Raw genomic sequence first — 22,624 nt, 5'->3', positions numbered from 1 at the left:
GTCAGGAGATGAGCGCCGCCTCGCCCCTCGGATTCCCGCTCGAGGACGCATCGGCGCGCACGAGCACCACGCCCGCGAGGAGGAGCGCACCGCCCACGAACTGGATGGGCGCGGGCACCTCCGCGAGGAAGATCCAGGCGAACGCGAGCGCGAACAGCACCTCCGACAGCCCGACGAAGGACGCCACCCGTGAGCCGATGCGCGGGACGGCCATGACGCCGAACGCGTAGCCGAGCGTCGTGGCGACGCCGGCGACCCAGAGGATCGGCATCCACCACGGCACTTCCACGCCGGCGAGGACGACGTCGACGGCCGGCGCCCGGAACGGCATGAGGCCGGTGAGGCACAGCAGGCCCATCACCAGCGCGCCCGTCAGCAGACCGCTCGCCGCCAGCGCGAGGGGCGGAAGGTCGTCGCCGGTCCGCTCCGAGATCACGAAGTACGCGCACACGCACACGGCCGCCGCGAGCGCGAACAGCGTGCCCAGCAGGTCGAACGACGCCCCGGAGATGTCGACGACGAGCACCAGGCCGGCGATCGCGACGACGGACCCCCACAGCACGAGGCCGGACGGGCGCCGGCGGGTGCGCAGCCAGACGGCGGCGACGAGCATGACCGGCGCGAGGTACTGGATCAGCAGCGCGACGGCCACGGGCATCCGCTGCATGGCGGAGAAGAAGAACAGCTGGCAGCCGAGCACCGGCATCAGGCCGAATCCCACGATGAGCCGCCAGTGCCGCCGCAGGAACCCCGGCTGCCGCCTCATCGCGAGCAGCAGCGCCGGCGACAGGACGAGCCCCGCGACCCCCATGCGCACGAGCAGCGCCGCCCCGAGCGACCAGCCCGCCTCGAGCAGGGGTTTGACGAACGGACCGCTCGACGAGAACGCGAGCGCGGACGCGATGCCGAGCAGCAGCCCGGTCGTGCGCAGCCGAGCGCCGGAGGCGACGGCCGCGCCGGGGGCGATGACGGGGAGGGGCGCGGTCGAGGCGGTCATGGGCGGCATCCGACTGTCAGGAGTGAAACGTGCTTACACTGGTGACGGTACTCGCGTCGGACGTCAGGAGTCAACATGGTTTTCATCCATGACACGCAGCAGAGCCTGCGCGCCGCCGCGTATCTGGTCAACACGATGCCCGGACGCGACGGCGACGACACCCTCACCACCGCCGACGACTTCGAGGAGTACCTGCGGGTGAACCCCTACACGGGAGCGATCCGGCGCGACGAGACCGAGCTGTCGGCCCTGCGCGCCATCCGGCCGCGGCTGCGCCGGCTCTGGGAGGTCGACCGCGACGGCGCGGTGCCGCTCGTGAACGGGATGCTCCGCGACGGGCACGCCCTCCCCCGCCTCGTCATCCACGACGGGTTCGACTGGCATGTCCACGCCACGAGCGACGACGCACCGCTGGCCACGCGGGTCCTCGTCGAGGCGGCGATGGCCTTCGTCGACGTCATCCGTGCCGACGAGTACGACCGCGTGCGGATCTGCGCGGCCGACGACTGCGACGGCGTCTACGTGGACTACTCGAAGAACGGCTCGAAGCGCTACTGCGACACCGGCAACTGCGGCAACCGGATGAACGTCAACGCGTACCGGCGTCGGAAGGCGCGAGAAACCGCGTGATGGCGCCGGCCGCGGTCGCCGGCGTCTCGTAGTGGATGAGGTGCCCCACGTCGGCGATCTCCACGAGCTCCGCCGCCGGGAACATGGTCGCCAGGCGCCGCTCCGCCTCGATGGGGGTGATGTCGTCGCGCTGCGCCGCGACCAGCAGCGTCGGCTGCGCGATGCGCGGGGCGAACGCGCGCACGTCGTGCGAGACCGACGCGACGAACGCGTCGCGCAGCACGTCGCGATCGGCGAAGCGCGAGAAGTAGGTGTCGTGCTGATCGTGCACGAAGCGACGGATGCCGCGATCCCTGGTCTTGGCCATCGACTCGCTCATCACGCGCACGATCAGGCCGTTGCGCAGCAGCGCCTCGCCCAGCCGCCGGGGAAGCCGCGCTCCTGCCCAGTAGTAGAACACCGCGAGCCGCGTGAGGATGCCCCGCGGCCCCTCCAGCGCGGGGGCGCCGATGGGGTTGACGAGGATCACCCGCGGGGTGTCCAGCCCGCCCGCCACGGCGGCCGCCACCACGATCGACCCGAACGAGTGACCGAGGATCACGGCGCCGGGGGCGACGGCACGCGCGAACTCCTCCAGCCACTGCGCATACAGCTCGAGGTCGTGCGTGCGGCCGGGGACGGGCGGCGTCTCGCCGAACCCGGGCAGATCGGGTGAGATGACGCGGATACCGGGAAGGTGCGCCACCACCGGTTCGAGACCGTGGTGCTCGCCGCGGAACCCGTGAACCGCGACGATCGTGGTCGGCGCGTCGGCCGGCCCGTAGACCCAGTACGCGGTGGTCCCTCCCAGCACGCTCGCCTCGTGCCGCTCGACGGGGATCTCATCGAGCAGACGCGCGTACGGGTTGACGGAGGTCACCCGTCGAGTCTACGAGCCCGCCGCGTGCCCGCATCGCGCGGAGCGCCTGACCCGGGATGTCGGAGCCGGCGCATACCGTGAGCGGCATGAGCCACCGGCATCCCGATCAGCTGGCGTTGTGGGATGTCCCGGAGTGGCTCCAAGTGGTCGGGGTCTTCGACCTCGAGACCACGGGGGTCGACGTCACGGCCGACCGCATCGTCACCGCGCACGTCGGGCTCCTCGACGCCGAGGGCGGGGTGATCCGCGCCCGCGACTGGCTCGCCGATCCGGGGGTCGAGATCCCCGACGGGGCCAGCGCCATCCACGGCATCTCCACGGCGCACGCCCGCCTCCACGGGCGCGGCGCGCGCGAGGTCGTCGACGAGGTCGTGACGGCGCTGCGCGCCCTGCTCGACGCCGGCATCCCGGTGGTCGCCTACAACGCGCCCTTCGATTTCTCGATGCTGAAGTACGAGGCGCTGCGCCACGGCGTCCCGCCCATCGAGAGCCCGTCGCCGGTGATCGACCCGCTCGTCGTCGACAAGGCGTACGACCGCTGGCGCCGGGGCAAGCGCACGCTCGAGGTCGTCGCCGCCCACTACGCGGTGCGCCTCGACGCCGCCCACGAGGCCTCGGCGGACGCCGTGGCGGCGGGCCGCGTCGCGCAGGCCCTCGCCGAGCGCTTCGCGCCCTGGCTCCCCACGACCGTGCACGAGCTCCACACCCGGCAGATCGGGTGGGCCCGCGCGCAGGCCGAGAGCCTGACGGAGTACTTCATCCGCGTCGGGCGCATCGACCCCGACGACCGGCTCGATGGCCGCTGGCCGATCCGCTGACGCCGCACACGCAGAAGACCCCGCGCGGGGCGGGGTCTTCCGGGGCGGCGGACCGTCGACGGTCCGATGCGCGGCGGCTTACTTGGTGCCGAAGTTCTTGAAGCGCTGGTTGAACTTCTCGACGCGGCCGGCCGAGTCCATGATGCGCTGCTTGCCCGTGTAGAACGGGTGCGAGGCCGACGAGATCTCGACGTCGATGACGGGGTACTCGACGCCGTCGAGCTCGATCGTCTTGTCGCTCGACACCGTCGAGCGGGTGAGGAAGGTCTCGCCCGAGCCGAGGTCACGGAACACGACGGCCTGGTAGTCCGGGTGGATGTCAGTCTTCATGATGGTCCTTTGAGGATGGTGCCCTGGATTTTGCCAGGGCGGTCAAAGTCTGCGGTGCTTGCGCACCAAAGAGCGAGTCTACCAGCCCCGGGCCCGCTCGCCGAACCGCCGTTCCACGGCGCGCGAGCCGGACGGGTCAGTGTGCGGCACGGGCGGCGTAGCGGCCGCCGTCCTCGCTCAGCCGGATGGGCACGCCGAAGGTCTCGGTGAGCGCGTCCGCGGTGAGGGTCTCGCCGACGGGGCCGGATGCCACCGCCTGGCCGTCGCGCAGCAGCAGGACGTGCGTGAACCCGACCGGGATCTCCTCGACGTGGTGCGTGACCATGATCATCGCCGGCGTCGTCGGCGCCTGCGCGTACCCGCCCAGCAGGATGAGCAGCTCCTCGCGGGCGCCGAGGTCGAGGCTCGCCGTGGGCTCGTCGAGGAGCAGCAGCTCGGGGTCGGTCATGACGGCCCGCGCGATCTGCACGCGCTTCTGCTCGCCGTCGCTGAGCGTTCCGAACGTGCGATCGGCGAGATGGTCGAGCTTCCACTCGGCGAGCACGCGCAGGGCGCGCCGCTCGTCGATGTCCTCGTAGTCCTCGCGCCAGCGTCCGAGCACCGAGTAAGCCGCGGTGAGCACGACGTTCAGCACCGTCTCCTCCGGGGGCACCCGACGGGCCATCGCGGAAGAGGCGAAGCCGATGCGGGGGCGCAGGTCGAAGACGTCGGTGCGGCCGAGCCGCTCCCCCAGGATCGTCACGGTGCCGGACGTCGGGTGCAGCAGCGTGTCGGCCATCTGCAGCAGCGTCGTCTTGCCGGCGCCGTTCGGCCCGAGGATCACCCAGCGCTCGTCGTCGGAGACCGTCCAGTTCAGGTGATCGACGATGTTCCGAGCGTTTCGGCGGACGACGACGTCGGAGAACTCGAGCACCTCAGGCATGCCGACAGCCTATCGGCCGCCGGCGGCCACCTCCGCGTACAGCGCCGCCGTCTGCTCGGCGATGCGCCGCCAGCTGAACTCCTCGGTCGCCCTCCGGCGCCCTGCCGCGCCGTACTCGCGGGCACGCTCGGGATCGCTGACGACCTCGGTCAGCACGCGAGCGAGATCCGCGACGAAGCGCTCGGGATCGGTGGGGGTGCCGGTGCCGTCCTGCACCTGCTCGATGGGCACGAGGCGCCCCGTCACGCCGTCGACCACGACCTCCGGGATGCCGCCGGTCGCCGTGCCGACCACCGCGGCGCCGCACGCCATCGCCTCGAGGTTGACGATGCCGAGCGGCTCGTACACCGACGGGCAGACGAATGTCGTCGCGGCGCTCAGGATCGTGCACAGCTCGTGGCGTGACAGCATGCGGTCCAGCCACACGACGCCGTCGCGGCTCTGCTGCAGGCCGCGCACGAGACCCTCGACCTCGGCCATCATCTGCGGGGTGTCGGGGGCGCCGGCCGCGAGGATCACCTGCACGTCGGCGGGAAGGCGCTCGGCCGCACGGAGGAAGTACGGCAGGCCCTTCTGGCGCGTGATGCGCCCGACGAAGACCACCGACGGCCTCGCCGGATCGATCCCGAGCTCCTCCAGCAGAGCCGGGTCCTCGACCGGATGCCACGCCTCGACGTCGATGCCGTTGTAGATGACGTGCACGCGGTCGGGGTCCAGCGCCGGGTAGCTGCGCAGGATGTCGGCGCGCATGCCGCCGCTCACGGCGACGATCGCGGCCGCGCCCTCGTAGGACGTCTTCTCGATCCAGCTGGAGACCGCGTACCCGCCGCCCAGCTGCTCGGCCTTCCAGGGGCGCAGCGGCTCGAGGCTGTGGGCGGTGACGATGTGCGGGATGCCGTGCAGCAGCGAGGCGAGGTGCCCCGCGAAGTTCGCGTACCAGGTGTGGCTGTGGACGACGTCGGCGCCGGCGACGTCCGACACGATCTCGAGGTCGGTGCCGAGCGTCTGCACGGCGGCGTTGGCGGCCGCCAGCTCGGACGGCACCCCGTAGGACGTCGTCCCCTCCTCGTCGCGGTCGGCGCCGAAGGCGCGCACCCGGACGTCGATCATGTCGCGCAGCGCTTTGACGAGCTCGGTGGCGTGGACGCCGGCTCCCCCGTAGATCTCCGGCGGGTACTCCTTGGTCACGATGTCGACGCGCATGGCACGAAACCTATTACACCGGCGTGCCCGGGTGTAACGGGTACCCCCGAATCACCCGCCGGGCCTAGGGTGGTGCCATGCCAGCAGCGCCCAAGGTCTTCGGAATCATCCTCGCCGGCGGCGAAGGGAAGCGGCTGATGCCGTTGACCGCGGATCGCGCCAAGCCGGCGGTGCCGTTCGGTGGGCAGTACCGGCTCATCGACTTCGCGATCTCGAACCTGATCAACTCGGGGCTGCGCCAGGTCGTGGTGCTCACCCAGTACAAGTCCCACAGTCTCGACCGCCACATCTCCCAGACCTGGCGGATGTCGGCGCTCCTGGACTCGTACGTCGCGTCGGTGCCTGCCCAGCAGCGCCTCGGCAAGCGCTGGTTCTCCGGCTCGGCCGACGCGATCCTGCAGAGCCTCAACCTGATCAACGACGAGCAGCCCGACATCGTCGTCGTGATCGGCGCCGACCACGTCTACCGCATGGACTTCCGGCAGATGCTCGCGGCCCACATCGAGTCCGGCGCGCGCGCCACGGTCGCCGGCATCCGGCAGCCGATCGCACTGGCGAACCAGTTCGGCGTCATCGACGTCGACCCGGAGGACCCGGGCCGGATCCGCGACTTCCTCGAGAAGCCGCAGAGTCCCGTGGGGCTGGCCGACGCGCCTCACGAGGTGCTCGCGTCGATGGGCAACTACATCTTCAACACCGACGCGCTCATCGAGGCGGTCGAGCACGACGGCGAGCTGGCGACCTCCAACCACGACATGGGCGGAGACATCGTCCCCTACTTCGTGCAGCGCGGCGAGGCGGGCGTCTACGACATGAACCGCAACGAGGTGCCGGGGTCCACCGACCGCGACCGGTACTACTGGCGGGACGTGGGAACGATCGACTCGTTCTTCGACGCGCACCGCGACCTCATCTCGACGCTGCCGATCTTCAACCTCTACAACACCGACTGGCCGATCCACTCGCAGGCGGTCAACTCCCCGCCGGCGAAGTTCGTGCGCGACTCGGTGGGCCGCATCGGCAACGCGATCGACTCGATCGTCTCGCTCGGATCGGTGCTGTCGGGCACGCACCTCGAGCGCAGCGTGGTGGGGCCGTGGACGCTCGCCGGCGGCGGTTCCACGATCACCGACTCCGTCCTGTTCGACTACGTGCACGTCGGTGCCGGGGCGCGCGTGCACCGCGCGATCCTCGACAAGAACGTCTGGCTCGAGGACGGCGCGACCGTCGGGGTCGACCGGGAGAAGGACCTGGCCCGCGGCTTCACGGTGACCGACAGCGGCATCACGGTGGTCGGCAAGGGCGTGCGCGTCGAACGATGACGGGCGGTCGGGAGCGGCATCCGCGTCCCGCTAGCGTGGAGTCATGCCCGCAGCGCCCGCCCGCTTCCTGGTCGTCCTCGACGCCGACTCGACGCTCATCCGCAACGAGGTCATCGAGCTGATCGCCGACGAGGCGGGCCGCGGACCGGAGGTCGCCGCGGCGACCGAGGCCGCGATGCGCGGCGAGGTCGACTTCGCGACCAGCCTGCGCTCGCGCGTGCGCGTGCTGGAGGGCGTGCCGCTCGCGGCGTTCGCCCGGGTGCGGGCCCGCATCGAGCCGACGCCGGGCGTCGTCGAGCTGATCGAGGCGGTGCACGACCGGGGCGGGGCCGTCGGGGTGGTGTCGGGAGGCTTCCACGAGATCCTCGACACCGTGGCGCCGCAGCTCGGCGTCGACGTGTGGCGCGCGAATCGTCTCGCCACGCGCGACGGGGTTCTCAGCGGCGTCGTCGACGGGGAGATCGTGGATGCCTCGGGCAAGGCCGCCGCCCTGCGGGAGTGGGCGACCGAGCGCGCCGTCCCGCTGGCACGCACCATCGCGATCGGCGACGGCGCGAACGATCTCGAGATGATGGCGGTCGCGGGCCTGGGTGTCGCGTTCAACGCGAAGCCGGCGGTGCGCGCCCGCGCCGATGTCGTCGTCGGACCGGTGGACCTCGCCGAGGTCATCCCGCTGCTGCCCTGACGGTCCTCGCGCGATGTCGGCGGCGAGGCGTAGCGTCGGCGCCATGCACATCATCCTCATACCCGGACTGTGGCTCGACGCGGCGTCGTGGGGCGACGTCGCCCCGGCGCTCGAGTCGGCAGGCCATCGCACGCACCCGCTCACCATGCCCGGAGTCGGCGCGCCGGCCGACGAGTCCGCCGGGATCGGCATCGCCGACTGGGTCGAGGCGGCGGTCGCGGCGGTCGACCGGCTCGACGGCGAGATCGTGCTGGTCGGGCATTCCGGCGGGGGCAATGTCGCCTACGGCGCAGTGGATGCCCGCCCCGAGCGTGTCGCGCGCGTGGTCTTCCTCGACACCTTCCCTCCTTCCGACGGCGGGTCCGTGTCGGAGTTTCCCGTCGTCGACGGGGTGATCCCGTTCCCGGGGTGGGACTTCTTCGACGAGCTCGACGTCGCCGACCTCGACCCGCAGACGAGGGCGGATGCCGCGGCCCGCACCCGCTCGGTTCCCGCGCGCGTGCCCACCGACCCGATCCACCTGTCCGACGAGCGCCGGCGCTCCGTGCCCGCAACGATCATCACCGGAACGGTGAGCGAGGCGCAGATCCGCGAGATCATCGCGGCCGCGCCGCGGTGGGCGGCCGAACTCGCGGCGCTGCGGCAGCTCGACATCATCCAGCTCGGAGCAGACGGCGACCCGACCGGTCACTGGCCGCAGTTCTCGCGTCCCGGCGCAGTGGCAGAGGCGATCCTGCGGGCCATCGGCTGACCCGTCGACGGGCTCGCGGAGGTCAGTGCCCCATGCCGAGGCCGCCGTCGACCGGGATGACGGCGCCGGAGATGTACGCCGCGTCGTCCGACGCGATCCACGCCACGACGCCCGCCACCTCCTCGGCCGAGGCGAAGCGGCCGGCGGGGATGTTCTTCTTGTACTCGGCCTGCGTCTCGTCGGAGAGCTCGGCCGTCATGTCCGTCTCGATGAAGCCCGGCGCCACGACGTTCGCGGTGATGCCGCGGCCCCCGAGCTCGCGCGTGAGCGACCGGGCGAAGCCGACGAGGGCGCTCTTGGAGGCGGCGTAGTTGATCTGCCCGGCGGAGCCGTAGAGGCCGACGACGCTCGAGATCAGCACGACGCGGCCCCAGCGGGCGCGGAGCATCCCCTTGGAGGCCCGCTTGACCACACGGAAGGTGCCGCCGAGGTTGGTGGCGATGACGCTGTCGAAGTCGTCCTCGGTCATGCGCAGCAGCAGCGTGTCCTTGGTGATGCCGGCGTTGGCGACGACGATCTCCACCGGTCCGAGCGCCTTCTCGACCTCGGTGAAGGCGGCGTCGACGGCTGCGGCATCCGTCACATCCGCGCGCACCGTGAGGGTGCCTTCGGGGCCCTCACCTGACCGCGCCGTGACGGCGACGCGGTAGCCCTCCGCGACGAAGCGCTCGGCGATGGCGCGGCCGATGCCGCGGTTGCCGCCGGTGACGAGGACGACGCGATCGCTGGACATGGTGGTACTCCCAGGGGTGAGCGGGCGGATCCGCACCAGCCTATCGGCGCGCGAGGGCCCCGCCCGGTCGCGTTTGACACCCCCGACCGCCGCTGGGACGCTGGAGCCAGACATCGAGAAAGGCCTCGCCGTGAGCGACAGCACCCCGCAGAGCCCCCAGAACCCCGAGCCCGGTTCCTACCCGCCGGTCCCGCCCCCGCCGTCCCCGGCGCAGGCGTCGCCCGGCGCGTACCCTCCCGCCTCGCAGGGTGCGTACCCGCCGGCCTACGGCTCGGACCCGGCCGCCGCCCCCGGAGCCGCGTACGGCTCGACGCAGGCCTACGGATCGGCTCCGTCGTACGGCTACGGCTACGGCGCGCCGGCGAAGACCAACACGCTGGCGATCGTCTCCCTCATTTCGTCGATCGCGAGCTTCGTCATCCTCCCCTTCATCGGGTCGATCGTCGGAGTGATCACGGGCCACATGTCGCTCAACCAGCTCAAGACGAGCGGCGAGCAGGGCCGCGGCATGGCGCTGGCGGGCACCATCGTCGGGTGGGTCGGCCTGGGCCTCACCATCCTCGGCATCATCGCCGCCATCGTGTTCTTCTCGTTCTTCGCGGCGATCTACCAGCAGTCCGGCGGAAGCGTCTGACGGAGGCGCCCGGGGAGCCGCTCCCCGGGCGCCCGCACGGTGCAACCGGCGTACGCTGGAAGTACCGTGAAGAGTTCAGGCAACGCCCCGTCTGCGACATCCCTGCCGCGCGCACCGCGCGACGAGGTCGGCGCGCGGTCGGCGCGGTATCTCGTGATGATGGGCATCCGCGTCGCGTGCTTCATCCTGATGGTCGTCATCACGCCGTACGGCTGGTACACGTGGGTGTTCGCCGCCGGCGCGATCTTCCTGCCCTATATCGCCGTCGTCTCGGCCAACGTCGGACAGGAGAGCCGTCGCAACCGCCGAGAGGACCCCGAGCCCGCGCTGCCGGCGCCGTCCTCCGCGCCGCCCGCGGAGCCCTCGCCGCCGCGGGTCATCCGCATCGAGGAGTCGCGTCCGGCGGCCGACGACACGACGGACCGGAGCGCATGAGCCTCCCCGAGCCCGATCAGGTCGCCGACGCGATGTGCTCGCGGACAGGATGCCGCGCCGCTGCGCGCTGGCGGATCGACTGGCGCAACCCGCGCATCCACGCCGCCGATCGCCGCAAGACGTGGGTCGCGTGCGACGAGCACGTCGGCTACCTCCGGGAGTTCCTCGCCGCACGGGATTTCCCGCTCTCGGTGGACCCCCTTCTTCCCACGGAGGCCGCGCGATGAGCGGGCGCTCGGTGAGCATGCAGAATCTCCCGCGCGCGGGGCGGTGGGCGATCTACATCACCCTGGCCGTCGTCTTCGCGATCGCGTGCGCGTTCCTGTCCAACTGGCAGTTCTCGCGCAACCAGGAGCGATCCGCCCAGCTCGAGCTGGTGGAGCGCAACTACGACGCCGACGCGGTCCCGCTGGCAGAGCTCATCGCCGACGGCGACGGGCTCGACCCGGCGGACGAGTGGCGTCCGGTCGTCCTTCGCGGGACGTACCTCGCCGACGACGCGCTGCTGGTGCGCAACCGTCCGCACGGCGGCACGTCGGCGTTCGAGGTGCTCGTGCCGTTCCGGGTCGATGACGGCCGCGTGCTCCTGGTGGATCGCGGGTGGGTGCCGCCCGGGCAGGATCAGCCCGTGCCGGACGCCGTGCCCGCTCCACCCGACGGTCCCGCGACGGTCGTCGTCCGGCTCCGGCCGGGCGAGCCTCTCCCGGCGTCGGGCCGCGGCGCGCCCGACGGACAGGTGCCGACGATCAACCTCGGCCTCGTCGCCGAGAGCCTCTCCCCCGCGGCCGGTGACGCCCTCGAGCGCAGTGCCTACGGCGTGATGGTCTCGGAGGAGCCCGCGCCGGCGAGTACGCCCAACGCACTGGAGGCGCCGTCGGACGACCCCGGTCCGCACCTGTCGTACGCCATCCAGTGGATCCTGTTCGCGATCATGGGCTTCGTCTTCATCGGCTACGTCATCCGCACGGAACGCCGCCACCGCCGCGAGGACGCGGAGGACGCGGAGGACGTGCCCGCTGAGAGGGCGGAGGCGACGGATGCCGCGGCCGCGGCGCCATCGCGCCGCCGGCGTGATCGCGATGCGGAGGACGAGGACGCCCTGCTGGACGCCGCCGGGCGCTGACGTCGCCGGCATGCGGCGGCGCGGACGCTACGCGAGGGTGACCAGGTCGGCGTAGTCGCGGCCCCAGATGTCCTCGACGCCGTCGGGCAGGATGAGCACGCGCTCGGGGTTGAGCGCCTCGACAGCGCCCTCGTCGTGCGACACCAGCACCACGGCGCCCTCGTAGTGCGCGAGCGCACCGAGGATCTCTTCGCGCGAGGCGGGGTCGAGGTTGTTCGTGGGCTCGTCGAGCAGCAGCATGTTCGCGGACGACACCACGAGCGTCGCGAGCGAGAGGCGCGTCTTCTCGCCGCCGGACAGCACGCCGGCCGGCTTGAGCACGTCGTCGCCGGTGAACAGGAACGATCCGAGCACCTTGCGCGCGTCGGTGGCGGTGATGTCGGGCGCGGCGGACATCATGTTCTCGAGCACCGACCGCGAGACGTCCAGGTTCTCGTGCTCCTGCGCGTAGTAGCCGATCTTGAGCCCGTGGCCCGGCTCGAGCTGCCCCGTGTCGGGCTGGTCGACACCGGCGAGGATGCGCAGCAGCGTCGTCTTGCCGGCGCCGTTGAGACCGAGGATGACGACCTTCGAGCCGCGGTCGATCGCGAGGTCGACGTCGGTGAAGATCTCGAGCGAGCCGTACGACTTCGACAGGCCCGACGCCATGAGCGGCGTCTTGCCGCAGGGCGCAGGCTTCGGGAAGCGCAGCTTGGCCACGCGCTCCTCCTGACGCACCTCGTCGAGCCCGGCGAGCATCTTCTCGGCGCGGGCCACCATCTGGTGGGCCGCCGCGGCCTTGGACGCCTTCGCTCCGAACCGCGCCGCCTGCTGCTGGAGCACGGTGGCCTTCTTCTCGACGTTGGCGCGCTCCTTCTTGCGGCGCTCCTCGTCGGCCACCCGTTGGCGCAGGTAGTTCTTCCAGTTCATGTTGTAGACGTCGATGACCTGGCGGTTCGCGTCGAGGTAGAACACGCGGTTGACCGTCTCGCCGACCAGCTCGACGTCGTGGCTGATGACGATGAGCCCGCCCTTGTAGCCCTTGAGGAACTCGCGCAGCCAGACGACGCTGTCGGCGTCGAGGTGGTTGGTGGGCTCGTCGAGGATCATCGTCTGCGCGTCCGAGAAGAGGATGCGCGCGAGCTCGATGCGCCGCCGCTGACCGCCCGAGAGGGTCTTCAGCGGCTGGTCGAGGATGCGGTCGGGCAGCGACAGGTTGTGCGCGATCGAGGCCGCCTCCGCCTCGGCCGCATAGCCGCCCAGCGCCTCGAAGCGCTCGGTGAGGTTCGCGTACCGGCGCATCGCCTTCGCGGCGACGGCCTCGTCGCCGTCGCCCATGGCGAGGGATGCCTCGTGCATGCCGATCGCGAGCGTGCCGAGGCCGCGCGCGTCGAGGATGCGCGTTCGCGCGAGCATCTCGGGGTCGCCGGAGCGCGGGTCCTGCGGCAGGTAGCCCAGCTCGCCGGAGCGCTCGACCTTGCCGTCCGCGGGGATGAGGTCGCCCGCGAGCACCTTCGTGAGCGTCGTCTTGCCGGCGCCGTTGCGCCCGACGAGGCCGATCTTGTCGCCATCGGAGACGCGGAAGGAGACGTCCGACATGAGCACGCGCGCGCCCACGCGGATCTCGAGGTCGTGCACGGCGAGCACAGCGGATGTCCGTTCCGTCGGTGGGTGGTGGGGCGGCCGAGTGGCCAGCCATCCAGTATACGGGCCTTCGTCGGCCGGCGATCGTCCCGCCCTCGCACCGCAGCCCTCACCTCGGCGGGTGTGGAAGCCGGACAGCGGATCGGCCGATCATTGGTGGACTGCGTCCAACTAGCGGCATCCGTCGCCCCCTAGGCTGAGTCCCATGTCATCCATCGCCGCCGTCCCGACCGCCGCCGCAGGCGCGCGCCGCGTGCTCGCAGACGTCATCGCCCGCCCGTCCTCCCGCGCCCGCGCCTTCGCCCTCGACGCCGGGCTCGTCATCGCCGGCGCCGCCGTCGTCGCCCTCCTCGCCCAGGTCGAGATCCCCCTCTGGCCCGTCCCCATCACCGGACAGACGCTGGGCGTCATCGTCGTCGGCGCCGCACTCGGCGCCTGGCGCGGCGCGGCGGCCCTCACGACCTACATGCTCGTGGGCCTCGCGGGCCTCCCCGTGTTCGCCGGCTTCACCGGGACCCTCGCCGCCGTCGGCAAGCCCAGCTTCGGCTTCGTCATCGGGTTCATCGTCTCGGCGTTCGTCGCCGGCTGGTTCGCCGAGCGCGCATGGGATCGGCGCCCCGCCCTCGCCTTCATCGGCTTCGCCGCCGCGAGCATCGTGCCCTTCCTCTTCGGCATCCCCTACATGGCGTTCATCCTCAACGTCGTGATGGGGCTGGACTACTCCTTCGCCGGCCTGCTCGAGGTGGGGCTGCTGCCCTTCATCCTCGGCGGCCTGATCAAGGCGGCCCTCGCCGCCGCGATCATCCCCGGCGCGTGGGCGCTGGTGCGCAAGGCCGACGCCTCCAAGGAGTGATCCCGCGCTCGGACGACGAGGGAGCCCCGGCCGATCGGCCGGGGCTCCCCTTGTTCCAGGCGTCAGCCCTGCGCGACGGCGGTCGCCGTGGCGAGCTTCTCCACGAGGGCGTCCAGCCCCCACGGCAGCGTCAGCGGCGTGGGCGACAGCGCCGAGACGTCTTCGGCGCCCACGAGCGAGGCGACCGCGCCGCTCTGCACGGCGGGGATGAGCTTGCCCGCATCTGAGCCCAGGAACGCGTCGAGCGCGTCCTGCGTCTCCGCGAACGTCAGGATGACGTCGGCATCGATCCGGTCGAGGTTCTCCGGGCTGACCGTGGTGTAGAACGTGCTCTCCCCCGTGTCGAGGTCGGCGACGCTCGCGGGCGTCTGGAATCCGAGGTCCTCGAGGATCTCGACGCGCGGGTCGGAGGCCAGGTACAGGTAGTAGGTGCCCGCCGACTCCGTGGGAACGGCGATCGTCGACTCGGCGAACTCGGGATGCGCCGCAGCCGCCTCGGCGACCATCGCGTCGAGGTCCTCGAGCACCTGCTCGGCCTCGTCCTCCTTGCCCAGCGCCTCACCGACGATCGTGACGACATCGCGCCACGGGGTGGTCCACGGACCGTCGGGGTACGCGACGACCGGCACGCCCGCCTCGGTCACGGCGTCGAACTCGTCCTGCGTGAGACCCGAGTAGGGCGCCAGGAGCACGTCCGGGTCGGTGGCGAGCAGCTCCTCGACCGAGAGCTCGTAGGTCGAGTTGTCGAGGATCGCCGGCGCCTCCCCGCCGAGCCCCTCCAGCCCGTCCGCCACCCACGGAGCCATGCGGTCGTCGCCGCCGGAGTAGTCGTCGGACGGGATCGCGACAGGGACGACTCCCAGCGCCAGGACCGCGTCGGTCGCGCCCCATCCCCACGTCGCGACGCGGGTCGGCGCGGATTCGATCACGGCGTCGCCGAGCGCGCTCGGGATCGTCAGCGGGTAGGCGCCGGTCTCGGACCCCTCGTCGGCCGACGTCTCGGCGGCGGGCGCGCCCGCGCACGCGGCGAGGGTCAGGGCCAGCGCCGCGACCGCAGCCGCGCCGGTGGCGCCACGGGTGAGCTTGCGTGACATGTGGTGTTCCTTTCGATGGTGTCAGGCGTGGTCGGCGGCGCTGTGGGCGCCGCCGGGGACGGGGACGATCAGCGGGGTGCCGGTCAGCGGGTCCGGCATGACCAAGGCGTCGAGCGAGAAGGCCTCGGCGACCACCTCCGCCGTCAGCACATCGGCGGGCGCGCCATGGGCAACGACACGACCGTGCGACATGACGACGAGCTCGTCGGCGTATCGCGCCGCCAGGTTGAGCTCGTGCAGCACCACCACGATCGTCGTGCCCTGCGTGCGGTTGAGCTCTCGGAGCAGATCGAGCACCTCGATCTGGTGGCTGAGGTCGAGGAACGTGGTCGGCTCGTCCAGCAGCAGGATCCGCGGGTCCTGCGCGAGCGCCATCGCGATCCACGCGCGCTGCCGCTGGCCGCCGGAGAGGTCGCCGACGGGGCGGTCGGCGAGCTCGGTCATCCCCGTGCTCGCCAGCGCCGAGTCCACGATCGCGGAGTCCTCCGGGCTCCACCGTTGGAACACGCCTCGGTGCGGATGCCGACCGCGCGAGACGAGCTCTGCCACGGTGAGCCCCTCGGGCGCCGACGGCTGCTGAGGCAGCAGGCCGACCGCTCGCGCGAACCGCCGCCGCGACAGGGTCGTCGCGTCGACGCCGTCCAGCTCGACGGTGCCCGCCATCGGGGGGCGGAGACGGGCGAGCACGCCCAGCAGCGTCGACTTCCCGCAGGCGTTCGCGCCGATGATCATCGTGACGCGACCCGGGGCGATCGTGAGGTCGAGATCCTCGATCACCCGTCGACCCGGGTAGCCGGCCGACAGTCCGCGCGCCACCAGCCGCGGAGAAAGAGTGTCGGTGCTCACAGGTTGCGTCCTTTCGACGTGCCGAGAAGCCACAGGAGGAAGACGGCGCCGAGCGCACCCGTCACGACCCCGACCGGCAGCTGCAGGCCGGGGATGGCGAACTGCGCGACGAGGTCGGCGGCGGCGAGCAGCGTCGCACCGACGACCGCGCTCGAGCCGACGCCGATGGCCCCGTGCCCGAGCAGCGGTCGTGCGATCGCCGGCGCGCACAGCGCGATGAAGCCGACGGGGCCGATGAACGCGCAGGTCGCAGCGGTCAGGAGCACGGCCGCCCCGACCGCCACCAGCTGCACCCGGGAGGGATGGATGCCGAGTCCCGCCGCCGTCGCGGGTCCCATCTGGTTGATCGGGAGCCAGCGGGCGGACGCGATGACGGCGGGGACGGCGGCGACCCCGACCAGCACGAGCGTCACGACCTGCCACCACGGGGTGGAGGACAGGCTTCCCGTGAGCCACAGCAGCGCGGTCTGCGTCTGCTCCACCTGCGCGCGCACCATGAGGAAGTTCGTGATCGCCGTGCACAGGAACGCCACCCCGATGCCGGCGAGGATCAGCCGGTAGCCGCCGGCGCGCTGGCCCCGCCCCGCGAACAGCAGGAGGACCGCGACGGTGAGGCCGCCCGCGAACGCGAAGACCGTCAGGACGGGCCCGGTCGTCCCCAGCACCAGCAGGGCGAACACCGCCGCCACGCCGCTGCCGCCCGAGATCCCGAGGAGATCGGGGCTGGCCAGCGGATTGCGCAGCAGCGCCTGGAGCAGCGCACCCGCGGTGCCGAGCGCGGCGCCGGCGGTGAGGGCCATCGTCAAGCGCGGAGCCCGCACCTGGAACACCACGTAGGCCTCGACGCGCTCGCCACCGCCCCACAGCGTCCGCCAGACCTGATCGGGCGAGAGCGGGTAGTCCCCGAGCGAGAGCGAGAGCGCGGCGATGAGGACGAGCACCGCGCTCAGCGCCAGCACGACCCAGCGGCGACGGGTTCGCGTCCTCGTGCGGACGGCCTCGACGACGCTCACAGCGTGACCTGCTTCCGCCGCAGGACGAGGGCGATGAGCATCGGCGCCCCGAGGAAGGCGACCACGATGCCCGCCTGGACCTCCCCCGGTGGCGCGATGACGCGTCCGATGACGTCCGCCAGCACCAGCACCGCGGCGCCGAGCGGGATGCCGATCAGCACGAGGTCGCGGTAGCTGTCTCCGACGAATGCGCGCAGCACGTGCGGGACCAGCAGGCCGAGGAACACGATCGGCCCGGCGATCGCGGTCGCCCCGCCGCAGAGCAGCACCGTCGCGAGGATCCCCACCACCCGGGTGCGCGTCACATCATGGCCGAGGCCGCGCGCCGTGTCCTCACCGAGCGCCATCAGGTCCAGTCCGCGGATCGAGACGACCGCCAGCGCGAGCCCGACGACGACCGGCCCGGCCACCGCGGCGACGGCGTCGAGGCCGCGAGCGGTGAGGGCTCCGACCGACCAGTAGCGGTAGACCTCCAGCGCGACGATGTCCGTCGTCAGGATGAGGATCGACACCGAGGTCAGACCGGCGGTGACGGCGGCGCCCGTGAGCGCGAGCTTGGCCGGGTTCGAGCCGTCCGCCCCGCGTGAGCCGATCGCGGCGACGAGGACGGCGGCGGCGGCCGCTCCGGCGAAGGCGAACCACACGAACCCGGCGGGGGTGGTGATGCCGAGGAGGGTGATGGCCGCGAGGACGGCGAGCGAAGCCCCCGCGTTGATGCCCAGCAGTCCGGGATCGGCGAGCGGGTTGCGCGTGAGCCCCTGCATCACCGCCCCGGCCGCGGCGAGCGCCGCTCCGGCAAGGATCCCGATCACGGTGCGAGGGATGCGCTGCGTCAGCACGACGGAGTGGTCCGCCATCGTCAGGTCCGGCGCGGTCAGCGCGTCCCAGACCACCCACGGCGGTATCGGCCGCGCCCCCACTGCCAGGCTCAGGAGCACGGCGATCGCGAGCACGACGAGGGCCGCCGCGAAGATGGCCCGCGCGCGCCGCGTGCGGGCGCCGGTCATTCCTGCCGCTCGGACTGACCCAGGCGCCAGTACCCCATGAACGCGACGCGCTTGCGGTCGACGCCGCACCCCTGGACGAGGTGACGGCGCAGTCCCTTGACCATCGCCGCCTCGCCCGCGATCCATGCGTAGAAGTCGCCGTCGGCGTCGGCAGGGCTGTCCCACAGCAGGTCGGTGTCCACGTCGACGTCGACGAGGTCCTGCGTCCGCGGCGCCGCGGCCTTGGCGAGGACGTCCGGCGAGGCATCCGTCCAGGCCGACACCGCGGACATCAGGCTCTCGCCGTGCGGCCGGGCGTCGCGGGCGAGCCACGTGACACGGAAGTGGCCGGGCACGTCGAGGTCCAGGCGATCCGCCGCCGTGGGGACCTCGAGGAAGGCGTCCACGTCGTAGGAGTCGTCCAGCGACTCGAGGATGGCGCAGATCGCCGGCGTCGCCGTCTCGTCGCCGGCGAGCAGCACGCGCTGTGCGGTACCGGGATGCCAGTCCAGACCGGAGCGGCGGTCCTCGCTGCGCTCGTCGGGTCCGACGATGACGAGCTCCTGTCCGGCGGCGGCGGATTCCGCCCACGAACCGGCCGGCCCGGCGTCGTGGTGGACGACGAAGTCCACCACCAGCCGGCGCTCGACGGGGTCGATGCGCCGGACGGTGTACGTGCGGAGGGGGCTGCGGGACGCGCCCGGCACCGAGCGCCAGCGGAGGTACCAGCTCCCGTCGTCGACCGCGGCGGGGTCGTCCTGCCCGATGTCGCTGAGGGAGCCGTCGGGCAGCGGGAGGATGAGCTTGATCCGCTGGTCGAGACCGGCGGTTCCGAAGACGTCGAGGTCGGGGCCGGTGAAGGTCACGCGCACGAAGTGCGGCGCGAGCCGCTCGACCGCGACGACGCTGGTCCGGTAGGGACGATAGGCGGGACGTGTGCGGGTCTCGGTCGAAGTGCTCACCCGGTTAGGCTAGCCTTACCTGCCTCGCTCCCCCAAATCGCGCGTCGTCATCCGCCGTCACGCGCGCGCAGCCTCATGGGCGTGGCCGAGACGGAGCCCGGGGATGAGGGCCGCGAGCGCGAGCACGATGCCGATCGCGAACACGGCGGGGAACCCGGCATCCGTCGCCGCCAGCATCGTGAAGACGAGTCCCATCACGGCGATCGACGACGCCGAGCCGACCGCGTCGGAGATCGACAGCGCCGATGAGTTGAACCCCTGGTTCTGCGCCGTCGAGTACGCGAGCGTCAGCACAGTCAGCCGCGGATACATCAGTCCCATGCCGCCGCCGGCGAGCCCCCACCCGGCGATGAGGATCGCCGGGTGCAGCCCGAGGAGCGCTGTGGCCGCGGCGACGGTGAGCGAGGCGACGAGCAGCGCGGTGCCGATGAGCGTGATCCGCGCGTTCCCGATCAGGTCGCCGAACCGGCCCTGCACGTCGGCGGCGGCCGCCCACGCGAGTGCCGCGGCGGTCAGGCCCAGACCGGCCCACGTCGGCGAGAACCCGTAGTCGTCGATGAGCAGGTACGGCACGTAGATCTCTGCTCCGAACAGCGCCCCCGCGATCAGCCCGCGCATGAGCACCACGCTGGGAAGACCGCGCGCCGCGCGCAGGGTCCCGCGCGGCAGCAGAGGTCGCGAGGCGAGGGCGATGACGGCGACGGATGCCGCGACCGCGACTCCCGCCCAGACCCCCAGCTCTCCGGCGAGACTGAGCCCGAGGGCGCCGATCGCCAGGGCGACGGCGCACGCCAGCCGTGGCCCGACGCGCCCCGTCGCAGGCTGATCGGTGTGCAGAGGCAGCCCATACAGGCGCGCCACGACCATGACGAACGCGACGACCGTGAGCGCGGCGACACCGAGGAACACCCAGCGCCAGTGGAGGAACTCGGTGACCGCGCCGGCCAGGAACGGACCGATGAGCGAGGGCACGACCCACGCCGCCGAGAACGCGGCGAACACGCGCCCGTGCACGGCGCCCGGGTACACCCGCGCCACCACGACGTACAGCGCCACCGTCTGCCCGCCGGTGCCGAGCCCCTGCACGAGACGGCCCGCGACGAGCACGGGCATGCTCGGGGCGAGCCCTGACAGCACCAGCCCGACGACGAAGAGTCCCACCGCGGTGGTGAGCGGGGCCAGCACGCCGCCGCGGTCGCACCAGGCGCCGACCGCCACCATGCCGATGACGCTCGTGGCGAGCGTGCCCGCGAACGCCACGGCGTAGAGCCGATCGCCGTCGAGGTCTGCGCTGACGACGGGCATGACCGTCGTGATCGCCAGCGACTGCATGGCCGCGAGGAAGATCAGCGCGACGGCGCCGACGGTCACCCAGACGTAGCGCGCCTGCCAGATGCTCGTCTGCGGCGGGCCGGTCACGACCGCGCCAGGGCGCCCAGGCGCTGCACCGCCTCGCGCAGCACGTCGGGTGAGCAGCCGAAGTTCAGACGGACGTGGCCCCTGCCCTCCTCGCCGAAGAGCGGGCCGAAGTGCAGCGCGACCTTCGCATCCCGGAGCACCTTCACCGCGGGGTTCTCGCCCCAGCCCAACGCGGAGAGGTCGATCCACGCGAGGAATCCGGCATCCGGGATCCGGTACCGCGCCGCCGGCACATGCTCGGCGAGGAGGTCGGCCAGCAGGAGCCGGTTCTCGTCGAGGGCCGCCAGTTGCGCGTCGAGCCAGCCGTCGCTCTCCGGAGAGAAGGCGGCGACGGCCGCGAGTGCTCCGAAGAGGCCTGTGCGCCATTCGACCTCGTCGGGCAGGGAGCGCACGACCGCCGCGGTCGCGTCGTCGGCGGTGACCATCAGCGCGCACTTCAGGCCCGCGAGGTTGAACGCCTTGCTCGCGCTCACGACGGCGTACCCGACCCGCGCGGCCGTCGGCGACGCGTCGAGGAACGGCGTGAAGGTGGCGCCGCGTCCGGTGAGGGGGGCGTGGATCTCGTCGCTGACGACGACGGCGCCGTGCTTCGACGCGATCTCGGCGAGAGCCCCCAGCGTCGCGCGGGAGTGGACGGTGCCGGTCGGGTTGTGCGGGTTGCAGAGCAGGATCGCGCGCGCCCCGTCCGCGAACGCCGCCTCGATGCCGGCCAGGTCGAGCTCCCACGCGTCGCCGGTGTCACGGAGCGGCACCCGTTCCACGACCGCGCCCGCCTCGGGCACGCAGTCGTAGAACGGCGGGTAGACCGGCGGCGTCACGACGACGCGGCTCCCGGGCTCGACGACCCGCCGCAGGATCTCGACGACGCCCATCATCACATCGCACGTGGTGCGGATGCGCGCCGGGTCGACGGTCCATCCGAAGCGTCGCTCCGCGAAGCCCGCGTAGGCGTCGCGGATGCCGGGGTCGGGGGGCGTGTAGCCGGTGTCGCCGAGCTCCACCGCCCGCGCGAGCGCCGCCGTGACGGCAGGGGCGGGCACGAAGTCCGTCTCGGCGACGAACATCGGCAGCGCGTCCTCCGGATACCGGCGCCACTTCGTGCTCGAGCGCCGGCGCAGCTGATCGACGGGAAGTGCCTGCAGGGGGGTGATGACGCTCACCGTTCGAGCCTAGCGACGGGTGCGCCGCCGCATCGCCGAGGCGTCACCGTGCGAAACGTCACCGCCGTCGTGGCGACCAGCCTCGGTCAGATGGCGAAGCCGAGCGCGCGCATCATGTCGCGGCCGTCGTCGGTGATCCGCTCGGGACCCCACGGCGGCATCCACACCCAGTTGATGCGGAACCGATCGACGACCTCGTCGAGCGCCTGCGCCGTCTGCTCCTCGAGCACGTCGGTCAGCGGGCAGCCGGCCGATGTCAGGGTCATGTGGATGACCAGAGCATCGTTCTCGTCATCCCAGGCGAGATCGTAGATGAGACCGAGATCGACGACGTTGATCCCGAGCTCCGGGTCCATGACGTCCTTCAGGGCCTCGGTGACCTCGTCGTACTTCTCGGGCGTGAGCGTCGCCGTCATGAGACGATCCTACGCTTCGCTGCCGACGGGGGCCTCGGCCGCGGCCGGCTCTTCTTCGCCCGCGGGCAGGAAGCGGTCGTAGCCCTCGTCCTCGAGGCGGTCGGCGAGCTCGGGTCCGCCCTCCTCGACGATACGGCCGCCCACCATGACGTGCACGAAGTCGGGGTGGATGTAGCGGAGGATGCGCGTGTAGTGCGTGATGAGCAGCACGCCGAGGTCGGTCTCGGCCTTGGCGCGGTTGACGCCCTCCGAGACGACCTTCAGCGCGTCGACGTCGAGCCCCGAGTCGGTCTCGTCGAGGACGGCGATCTGCGGCTTCAGCAGCTCGAGCTGGAGGATCTCGTGGCGCTTCTTCTCTCCGCCGGAGAAGCCCTCGTTGACGTTGCGCTGGGCGAACTTCGGGTCCATCCGCAGGTTCTTCATCGACGCCTTGACGTCCTTGGTCCACGTGCGGATCGACGGCGCCTCGCCGTCGACCGCCGTCTTCGCGGTGCGCAGGAAGTTGGTGACGGTGACGCCGGGGATCTCGACCGGGTACTGCATGGCCAGGAACAGGCCCGCGCGTGCGCGCTCGTCGACGGACATCTCCAGGACGTCCTCGCCGTCGAGCGTGATCGTACCGCTCGTCACGGTGTACTTCGGGTGGCCGGCGATCGTGTAGGCGAGCGTGGACTTGCCGGAGCCGTTGGGGCCCATGATCGCGTGGGTCTCACCCGTGCGGATCGTGAGCGTCACGCCGTTGAGGATCGGGGTGGTGCCGGCATCCGTCTCGACCGTCACATGCAGGTCGCGGATCTCGAGGACAGACAT

The 22,624-nt window shown here is 71.9% G+C and carries 26 protein-coding genes; 10 read left to right on the top strand and 16 right to left on the bottom strand.

The window, feature by feature from the left end; all coding sequences use genetic code 11:
* Position 1: 1 nt before the first annotated feature.
* Positions 2-997, bottom strand: a complete 996-nt coding sequence (locus tag ACWGUG_RS07435; protein WP_452324324.1) for an EamA family transporter — start codon at positions 995-997, stop codon at positions 2-4.
* A 75-nt stretch (positions 998-1,072) separates the two neighbouring features.
* Between ACWGUG_RS07435 and ACWGUG_RS07430 the strand changes: the two genes are divergently transcribed.
* Complete coding sequence (locus ACWGUG_RS07430; RefSeq protein WP_336397892.1) at positions 1,073-1,627, top strand: CGNR zinc finger domain-containing protein; 555 nt, start codon at positions 1,073-1,075, stop codon at positions 1,625-1,627.
* Here ACWGUG_RS07430 and ACWGUG_RS07425 read toward each other — a convergent pair.
* The gene (locus tag ACWGUG_RS07425; protein WP_336397891.1) at positions 1,587-2,486 is read right to left on the bottom strand and encodes an alpha/beta fold hydrolase; all 900 of its coding nucleotides are present in this window, start codon (positions 2,484-2,486) and stop codon (positions 1,587-1,589) included. The genes ACWGUG_RS07430 and ACWGUG_RS07425 overlap by 41 nt on opposite strands.
* 86 nt (positions 2,487-2,572) lie before the next feature.
* Here ACWGUG_RS07425 and ACWGUG_RS07420 point away from each other — a divergent pair, with 86 nt between their 5' ends.
* Positions 2,573-3,304, top strand: coding sequence for an exonuclease domain-containing protein (locus ACWGUG_RS07420; protein ID WP_452324323.1), 732 nt, complete (start codon positions 2,573-2,575; stop codon positions 3,302-3,304).
* Between the two features lie 78 nt (positions 3,305-3,382).
* Here ACWGUG_RS07420 and ACWGUG_RS07415 read toward each other — a convergent pair whose 3' ends face one another.
* From ACWGUG_RS07415 to glgA, 3 genes are all read right to left on the bottom strand, one after another.
* Positions 3,383-3,634: a type B 50S ribosomal protein L31 gene (locus tag ACWGUG_RS07415; RefSeq protein ID WP_336397889.1), complete on the bottom strand. Its 252-nt coding sequence runs from the start codon at positions 3,632-3,634 to the stop codon at positions 3,383-3,385.
* Between the two features lie 136 nt (positions 3,635-3,770).
* On the bottom strand, positions 3,771-4,556 hold the full coding sequence (locus tag ACWGUG_RS07410) for an ABC transporter ATP-binding protein (RefSeq protein ID WP_336397888.1): 786 nt from the start codon (positions 4,554-4,556) through the stop codon (positions 3,771-3,773).
* A gap of 9 nt (positions 4,557-4,565) precedes the next feature.
* Positions 4,566-5,759 carry a glycogen synthase gene (gene glgA, locus ACWGUG_RS07405; RefSeq protein WP_452324322.1) on the bottom strand — a complete coding sequence of 398 codons (1,194 nt, stop codon included), beginning with the start codon at positions 5,757-5,759 and terminating at the stop codon, positions 4,566-4,568.
* 77 nt (positions 5,760-5,836) lie between these two features.
* Between glgA and ACWGUG_RS07400 the strand changes: the two genes are divergently transcribed.
* The 3 genes from ACWGUG_RS07400 to ACWGUG_RS07390 are packed head-to-tail and all read left to right on the top strand — an operon-like array spanning position 5,837 to position 8,517.
* Positions 5,837-7,081 (top strand): glucose-1-phosphate adenylyltransferase, encoded by a 1,245-nt coding sequence (locus tag ACWGUG_RS07400; RefSeq protein ID WP_336397886.1) that lies wholly within the window; start codon positions 5,837-5,839, stop codon positions 7,079-7,081.
* 43 nt (positions 7,082-7,124) lie between these two features.
* A complete protein-coding gene (serB, locus tag ACWGUG_RS07395) occupies positions 7,125-7,766 on the top strand; it encodes a phosphoserine phosphatase SerB (protein WP_452324321.1) in 642 nt (213 codons plus the stop codon).
* A 43-nt stretch (positions 7,767-7,809) separates the two neighbouring features.
* Entirely contained in the window at positions 7,810-8,517 is a 708-nt protein-coding gene (locus ACWGUG_RS07390; protein WP_452324320.1) for an alpha/beta fold hydrolase, read from the top strand.
* A gap of 22 nt (positions 8,518-8,539) precedes the next feature.
* On the opposite strand, the gene fabG is transcribed toward ACWGUG_RS07390, so the two are convergent.
* Positions 8,540-9,250, bottom strand: coding sequence for a 3-oxoacyl-ACP reductase FabG (gene fabG / locus ACWGUG_RS07385; RefSeq protein ID WP_336397883.1), 711 nt, complete (start codon positions 9,248-9,250; stop codon positions 8,540-8,542).
* A gap of 130 nt (positions 9,251-9,380) precedes the next feature.
* Between fabG and ACWGUG_RS07380 the strand changes: the two genes are divergently transcribed.
* From ACWGUG_RS07380 to ACWGUG_RS07365, 4 genes are all read left to right on the top strand, one after another.
* Positions 9,381-9,884 carry a DUF4190 domain-containing protein gene (locus tag ACWGUG_RS07380; RefSeq protein WP_336397882.1) on the top strand — a complete coding sequence of 168 codons (504 nt, stop codon included), beginning with the start codon at positions 9,381-9,383 and terminating at the stop codon, positions 9,882-9,884.
* Positions 9,885-9,950: 66 nt separating this feature from the next.
* Entirely contained in the window at positions 9,951-10,319 is a 369-nt protein-coding gene (locus ACWGUG_RS07375) for a DUF3099 domain-containing protein (protein ID WP_336397881.1), read from the top strand.
* Complete coding sequence (locus ACWGUG_RS07370) at positions 10,316-10,546, top strand: hypothetical protein (protein ID WP_378880644.1); 231 nt, start codon at positions 10,316-10,318, stop codon at positions 10,544-10,546. The genes ACWGUG_RS07375 and ACWGUG_RS07370 overlap by 4 nt, the downstream gene beginning before the upstream one ends.
* A gap of 17 nt (positions 10,547-10,563) precedes the next feature.
* Positions 10,564-11,442: an SURF1 family cytochrome oxidase biogenesis protein gene (locus tag ACWGUG_RS07365; protein WP_452324529.1), complete on the top strand. Its 879-nt coding sequence runs from the start codon at positions 10,564-10,566 to the stop codon at positions 11,440-11,442.
* A 27-nt stretch (positions 11,443-11,469) separates the two neighbouring features.
* Here the strand turns inward: ACWGUG_RS07365 and ACWGUG_RS07360 are convergent, their stop codons facing one another.
* Entirely contained in the window at positions 11,470-13,068 is a 1,599-nt protein-coding gene (locus tag ACWGUG_RS07360; RefSeq protein ID WP_378880642.1) for an ABC-F family ATP-binding cassette domain-containing protein, read from the bottom strand.
* Positions 13,069-13,270: 202 nt separating this feature from the next.
* On the opposite strand from ACWGUG_RS07360, the gene ACWGUG_RS07355 reads away from it, so the two are divergent.
* On the top strand, positions 13,271-13,918 hold the full coding sequence (locus ACWGUG_RS07355) for a biotin transporter BioY (RefSeq protein WP_336397877.1): 648 nt from the start codon (positions 13,271-13,273) through the stop codon (positions 13,916-13,918).
* A 62-nt stretch (positions 13,919-13,980) separates the two neighbouring features.
* Here ACWGUG_RS07355 and ACWGUG_RS07350 read toward each other — a convergent pair whose 3' ends face one another.
* From ACWGUG_RS07350 to sufC, 9 genes are all read right to left on the bottom strand, one after another.
* Positions 13,981-15,012 (bottom strand): ABC transporter substrate-binding protein, encoded by a 1,032-nt coding sequence (locus tag ACWGUG_RS07350; protein WP_452324319.1) that lies wholly within the window; start codon positions 15,010-15,012, stop codon positions 13,981-13,983.
* Between the two features lie 21 nt (positions 15,013-15,033).
* A complete protein-coding gene (locus ACWGUG_RS07345) occupies positions 15,034-15,858 on the bottom strand; it encodes an ABC transporter ATP-binding protein (RefSeq protein ID WP_336397875.1) in 825 nt (274 codons plus the stop codon).
* The gene (locus tag ACWGUG_RS07340; RefSeq protein ID WP_336397874.1) at positions 15,855-16,871 is read right to left on the bottom strand and encodes a FecCD family ABC transporter permease; all 1,017 of its coding nucleotides are present in this window, start codon (positions 16,869-16,871) and stop codon (positions 15,855-15,857) included. The genes ACWGUG_RS07345 and ACWGUG_RS07340 overlap by 4 nt, the downstream gene beginning before the upstream one ends.
* Positions 16,868-17,878 (bottom strand): FecCD family ABC transporter permease, encoded by a 1,011-nt coding sequence (locus ACWGUG_RS07335; protein ID WP_336397873.1) that lies wholly within the window; start codon positions 17,876-17,878, stop codon positions 16,868-16,870. The genes ACWGUG_RS07340 and ACWGUG_RS07335 overlap by 4 nt, the downstream gene beginning before the upstream one ends.
* A complete protein-coding gene (locus ACWGUG_RS07330; protein WP_452324318.1) occupies positions 17,875-18,819 on the bottom strand; it encodes a siderophore-interacting protein in 945 nt (314 codons plus the stop codon). The genes ACWGUG_RS07335 and ACWGUG_RS07330 overlap by 4 nt, the downstream gene beginning before the upstream one ends.
* Positions 18,820-18,876: 57 nt before the next feature.
* Positions 18,877-20,238, bottom strand: a complete 1,362-nt coding sequence (locus ACWGUG_RS07325; protein WP_452324317.1) for an MFS transporter — start codon at positions 20,236-20,238, stop codon at positions 18,877-18,879.
* Complete coding sequence (locus ACWGUG_RS07320; protein WP_452324316.1) at positions 20,235-21,398, bottom strand: MalY/PatB family protein; 1,164 nt, start codon at positions 21,396-21,398, stop codon at positions 20,235-20,237. The genes ACWGUG_RS07325 and ACWGUG_RS07320 overlap by 4 nt, the downstream gene beginning before the upstream one ends.
* 86 nt (positions 21,399-21,484) lie before the next feature.
* Positions 21,485-21,814, bottom strand: coding sequence for a metal-sulfur cluster assembly factor (locus ACWGUG_RS07315; RefSeq protein ID WP_019179282.1), 330 nt, complete (start codon positions 21,812-21,814; stop codon positions 21,485-21,487).
* Positions 21,815-21,823: 9 nt separating this feature from the next.
* Positions 21,824-22,624 (bottom strand): Fe-S cluster assembly ATPase SufC, encoded by an 801-nt coding sequence (gene sufC, locus ACWGUG_RS07310; RefSeq protein WP_452324315.1) that lies wholly within the window; start codon positions 22,622-22,624, stop codon positions 21,824-21,826.

The organism is Microbacterium sp. NPDC055455 (assembly GCF_053619935.1).
Note: the sequence above shows the minus strand (reverse complement) of the source record. Positions and strands in the feature narration are given on the sequence as shown.

What these genes read in the sequence shown, in the direction of transcription:
- ACWGUG_RS07365 (WP_452324529.1), top strand. Translation starts at nt 10,564, where the DNA reads ATGCAGAATCTCCCGCGCGCGGGGCGGTGGGCGATCTACATCACCCTG.
- ACWGUG_RS07335 (WP_336397873.1), bottom strand. Translation starts at nt 17,878, where the DNA reads ATGACCGGCGCCCGCACGCGGCGCGCGCGGGCCATCTTCGCGGCGGCC.
- ACWGUG_RS07315 (WP_019179282.1), bottom strand. Translation starts at nt 21,814, where the DNA reads ATGACGGCGACGCTCACGCCCGAGAAGTACGACGAGGTCACCGAGGCC.
- ACWGUG_RS07430 (WP_336397892.1), top strand. Translation starts at nt 1,073, where the DNA reads ATGGTTTTCATCCATGACACGCAGCAGAGCCTGCGCGCCGCCGCGTAT.
- fabG (WP_336397883.1), bottom strand. Translation starts at nt 9,250, where the DNA reads ATGTCCAGCGATCGCGTCGTCCTCGTCACCGGCGGCAACCGCGGCATC.
- ACWGUG_RS07370 (WP_378880644.1), top strand. Translation starts at nt 10,316, where the DNA reads ATGAGCCTCCCCGAGCCCGATCAGGTCGCCGACGCGATGTGCTCGCGG.
- ACWGUG_RS07420 (WP_452324323.1), top strand. Translation starts at nt 2,573, where the DNA reads ATGAGCCACCGGCATCCCGATCAGCTGGCGTTGTGGGATGTCCCGGAG.
- ACWGUG_RS07355 (WP_336397877.1), top strand. Translation starts at nt 13,271, where the DNA reads ATGTCATCCATCGCCGCCGTCCCGACCGCCGCCGCAGGCGCGCGCCGC.
- ACWGUG_RS07415 (WP_336397889.1), bottom strand. Translation starts at nt 3,634, where the DNA reads ATGAAGACTGACATCCACCCGGACTACCAGGCCGTCGTGTTCCGTGAC.
- ACWGUG_RS07350 (WP_452324319.1), bottom strand. Translation starts at nt 15,012, where the DNA reads ATGTCACGCAAGCTCACCCGTGGCGCCACCGGCGCGGCTGCGGTCGCG.
- serB (WP_452324321.1), top strand. Translation starts at nt 7,125, where the DNA reads ATGCCCGCAGCGCCCGCCCGCTTCCTGGTCGTCCTCGACGCCGACTCG.
- glgA (WP_452324322.1), bottom strand. Translation starts at nt 5,759, where the DNA reads ATGCGCGTCGACATCGTGACCAAGGAGTACCCGCCGGAGATCTACGGG.
- ACWGUG_RS07410 (WP_336397888.1), bottom strand. Translation starts at nt 4,556, where the DNA reads ATGCCTGAGGTGCTCGAGTTCTCCGACGTCGTCGTCCGCCGAAACGCT.
- ACWGUG_RS07435 (WP_452324324.1), bottom strand. Translation starts at nt 997, where the DNA reads ATGACCGCCTCGACCGCGCCCCTCCCCGTCATCGCCCCCGGCGCGGCC.
- ACWGUG_RS07400 (WP_336397886.1), top strand. Translation starts at nt 5,837, where the DNA reads ATGCCAGCAGCGCCCAAGGTCTTCGGAATCATCCTCGCCGGCGGCGAA.
- sufC (WP_452324315.1), bottom strand. Translation starts at nt 22,624, where the DNA reads ATGTCTGTCCTCGAGATCCGCGACCTGCATGTGACGGTCGAGACGGAT.
- ACWGUG_RS07390 (WP_452324320.1), top strand. Translation starts at nt 7,810, where the DNA reads ATGCACATCATCCTCATACCCGGACTGTGGCTCGACGCGGCGTCGTGG.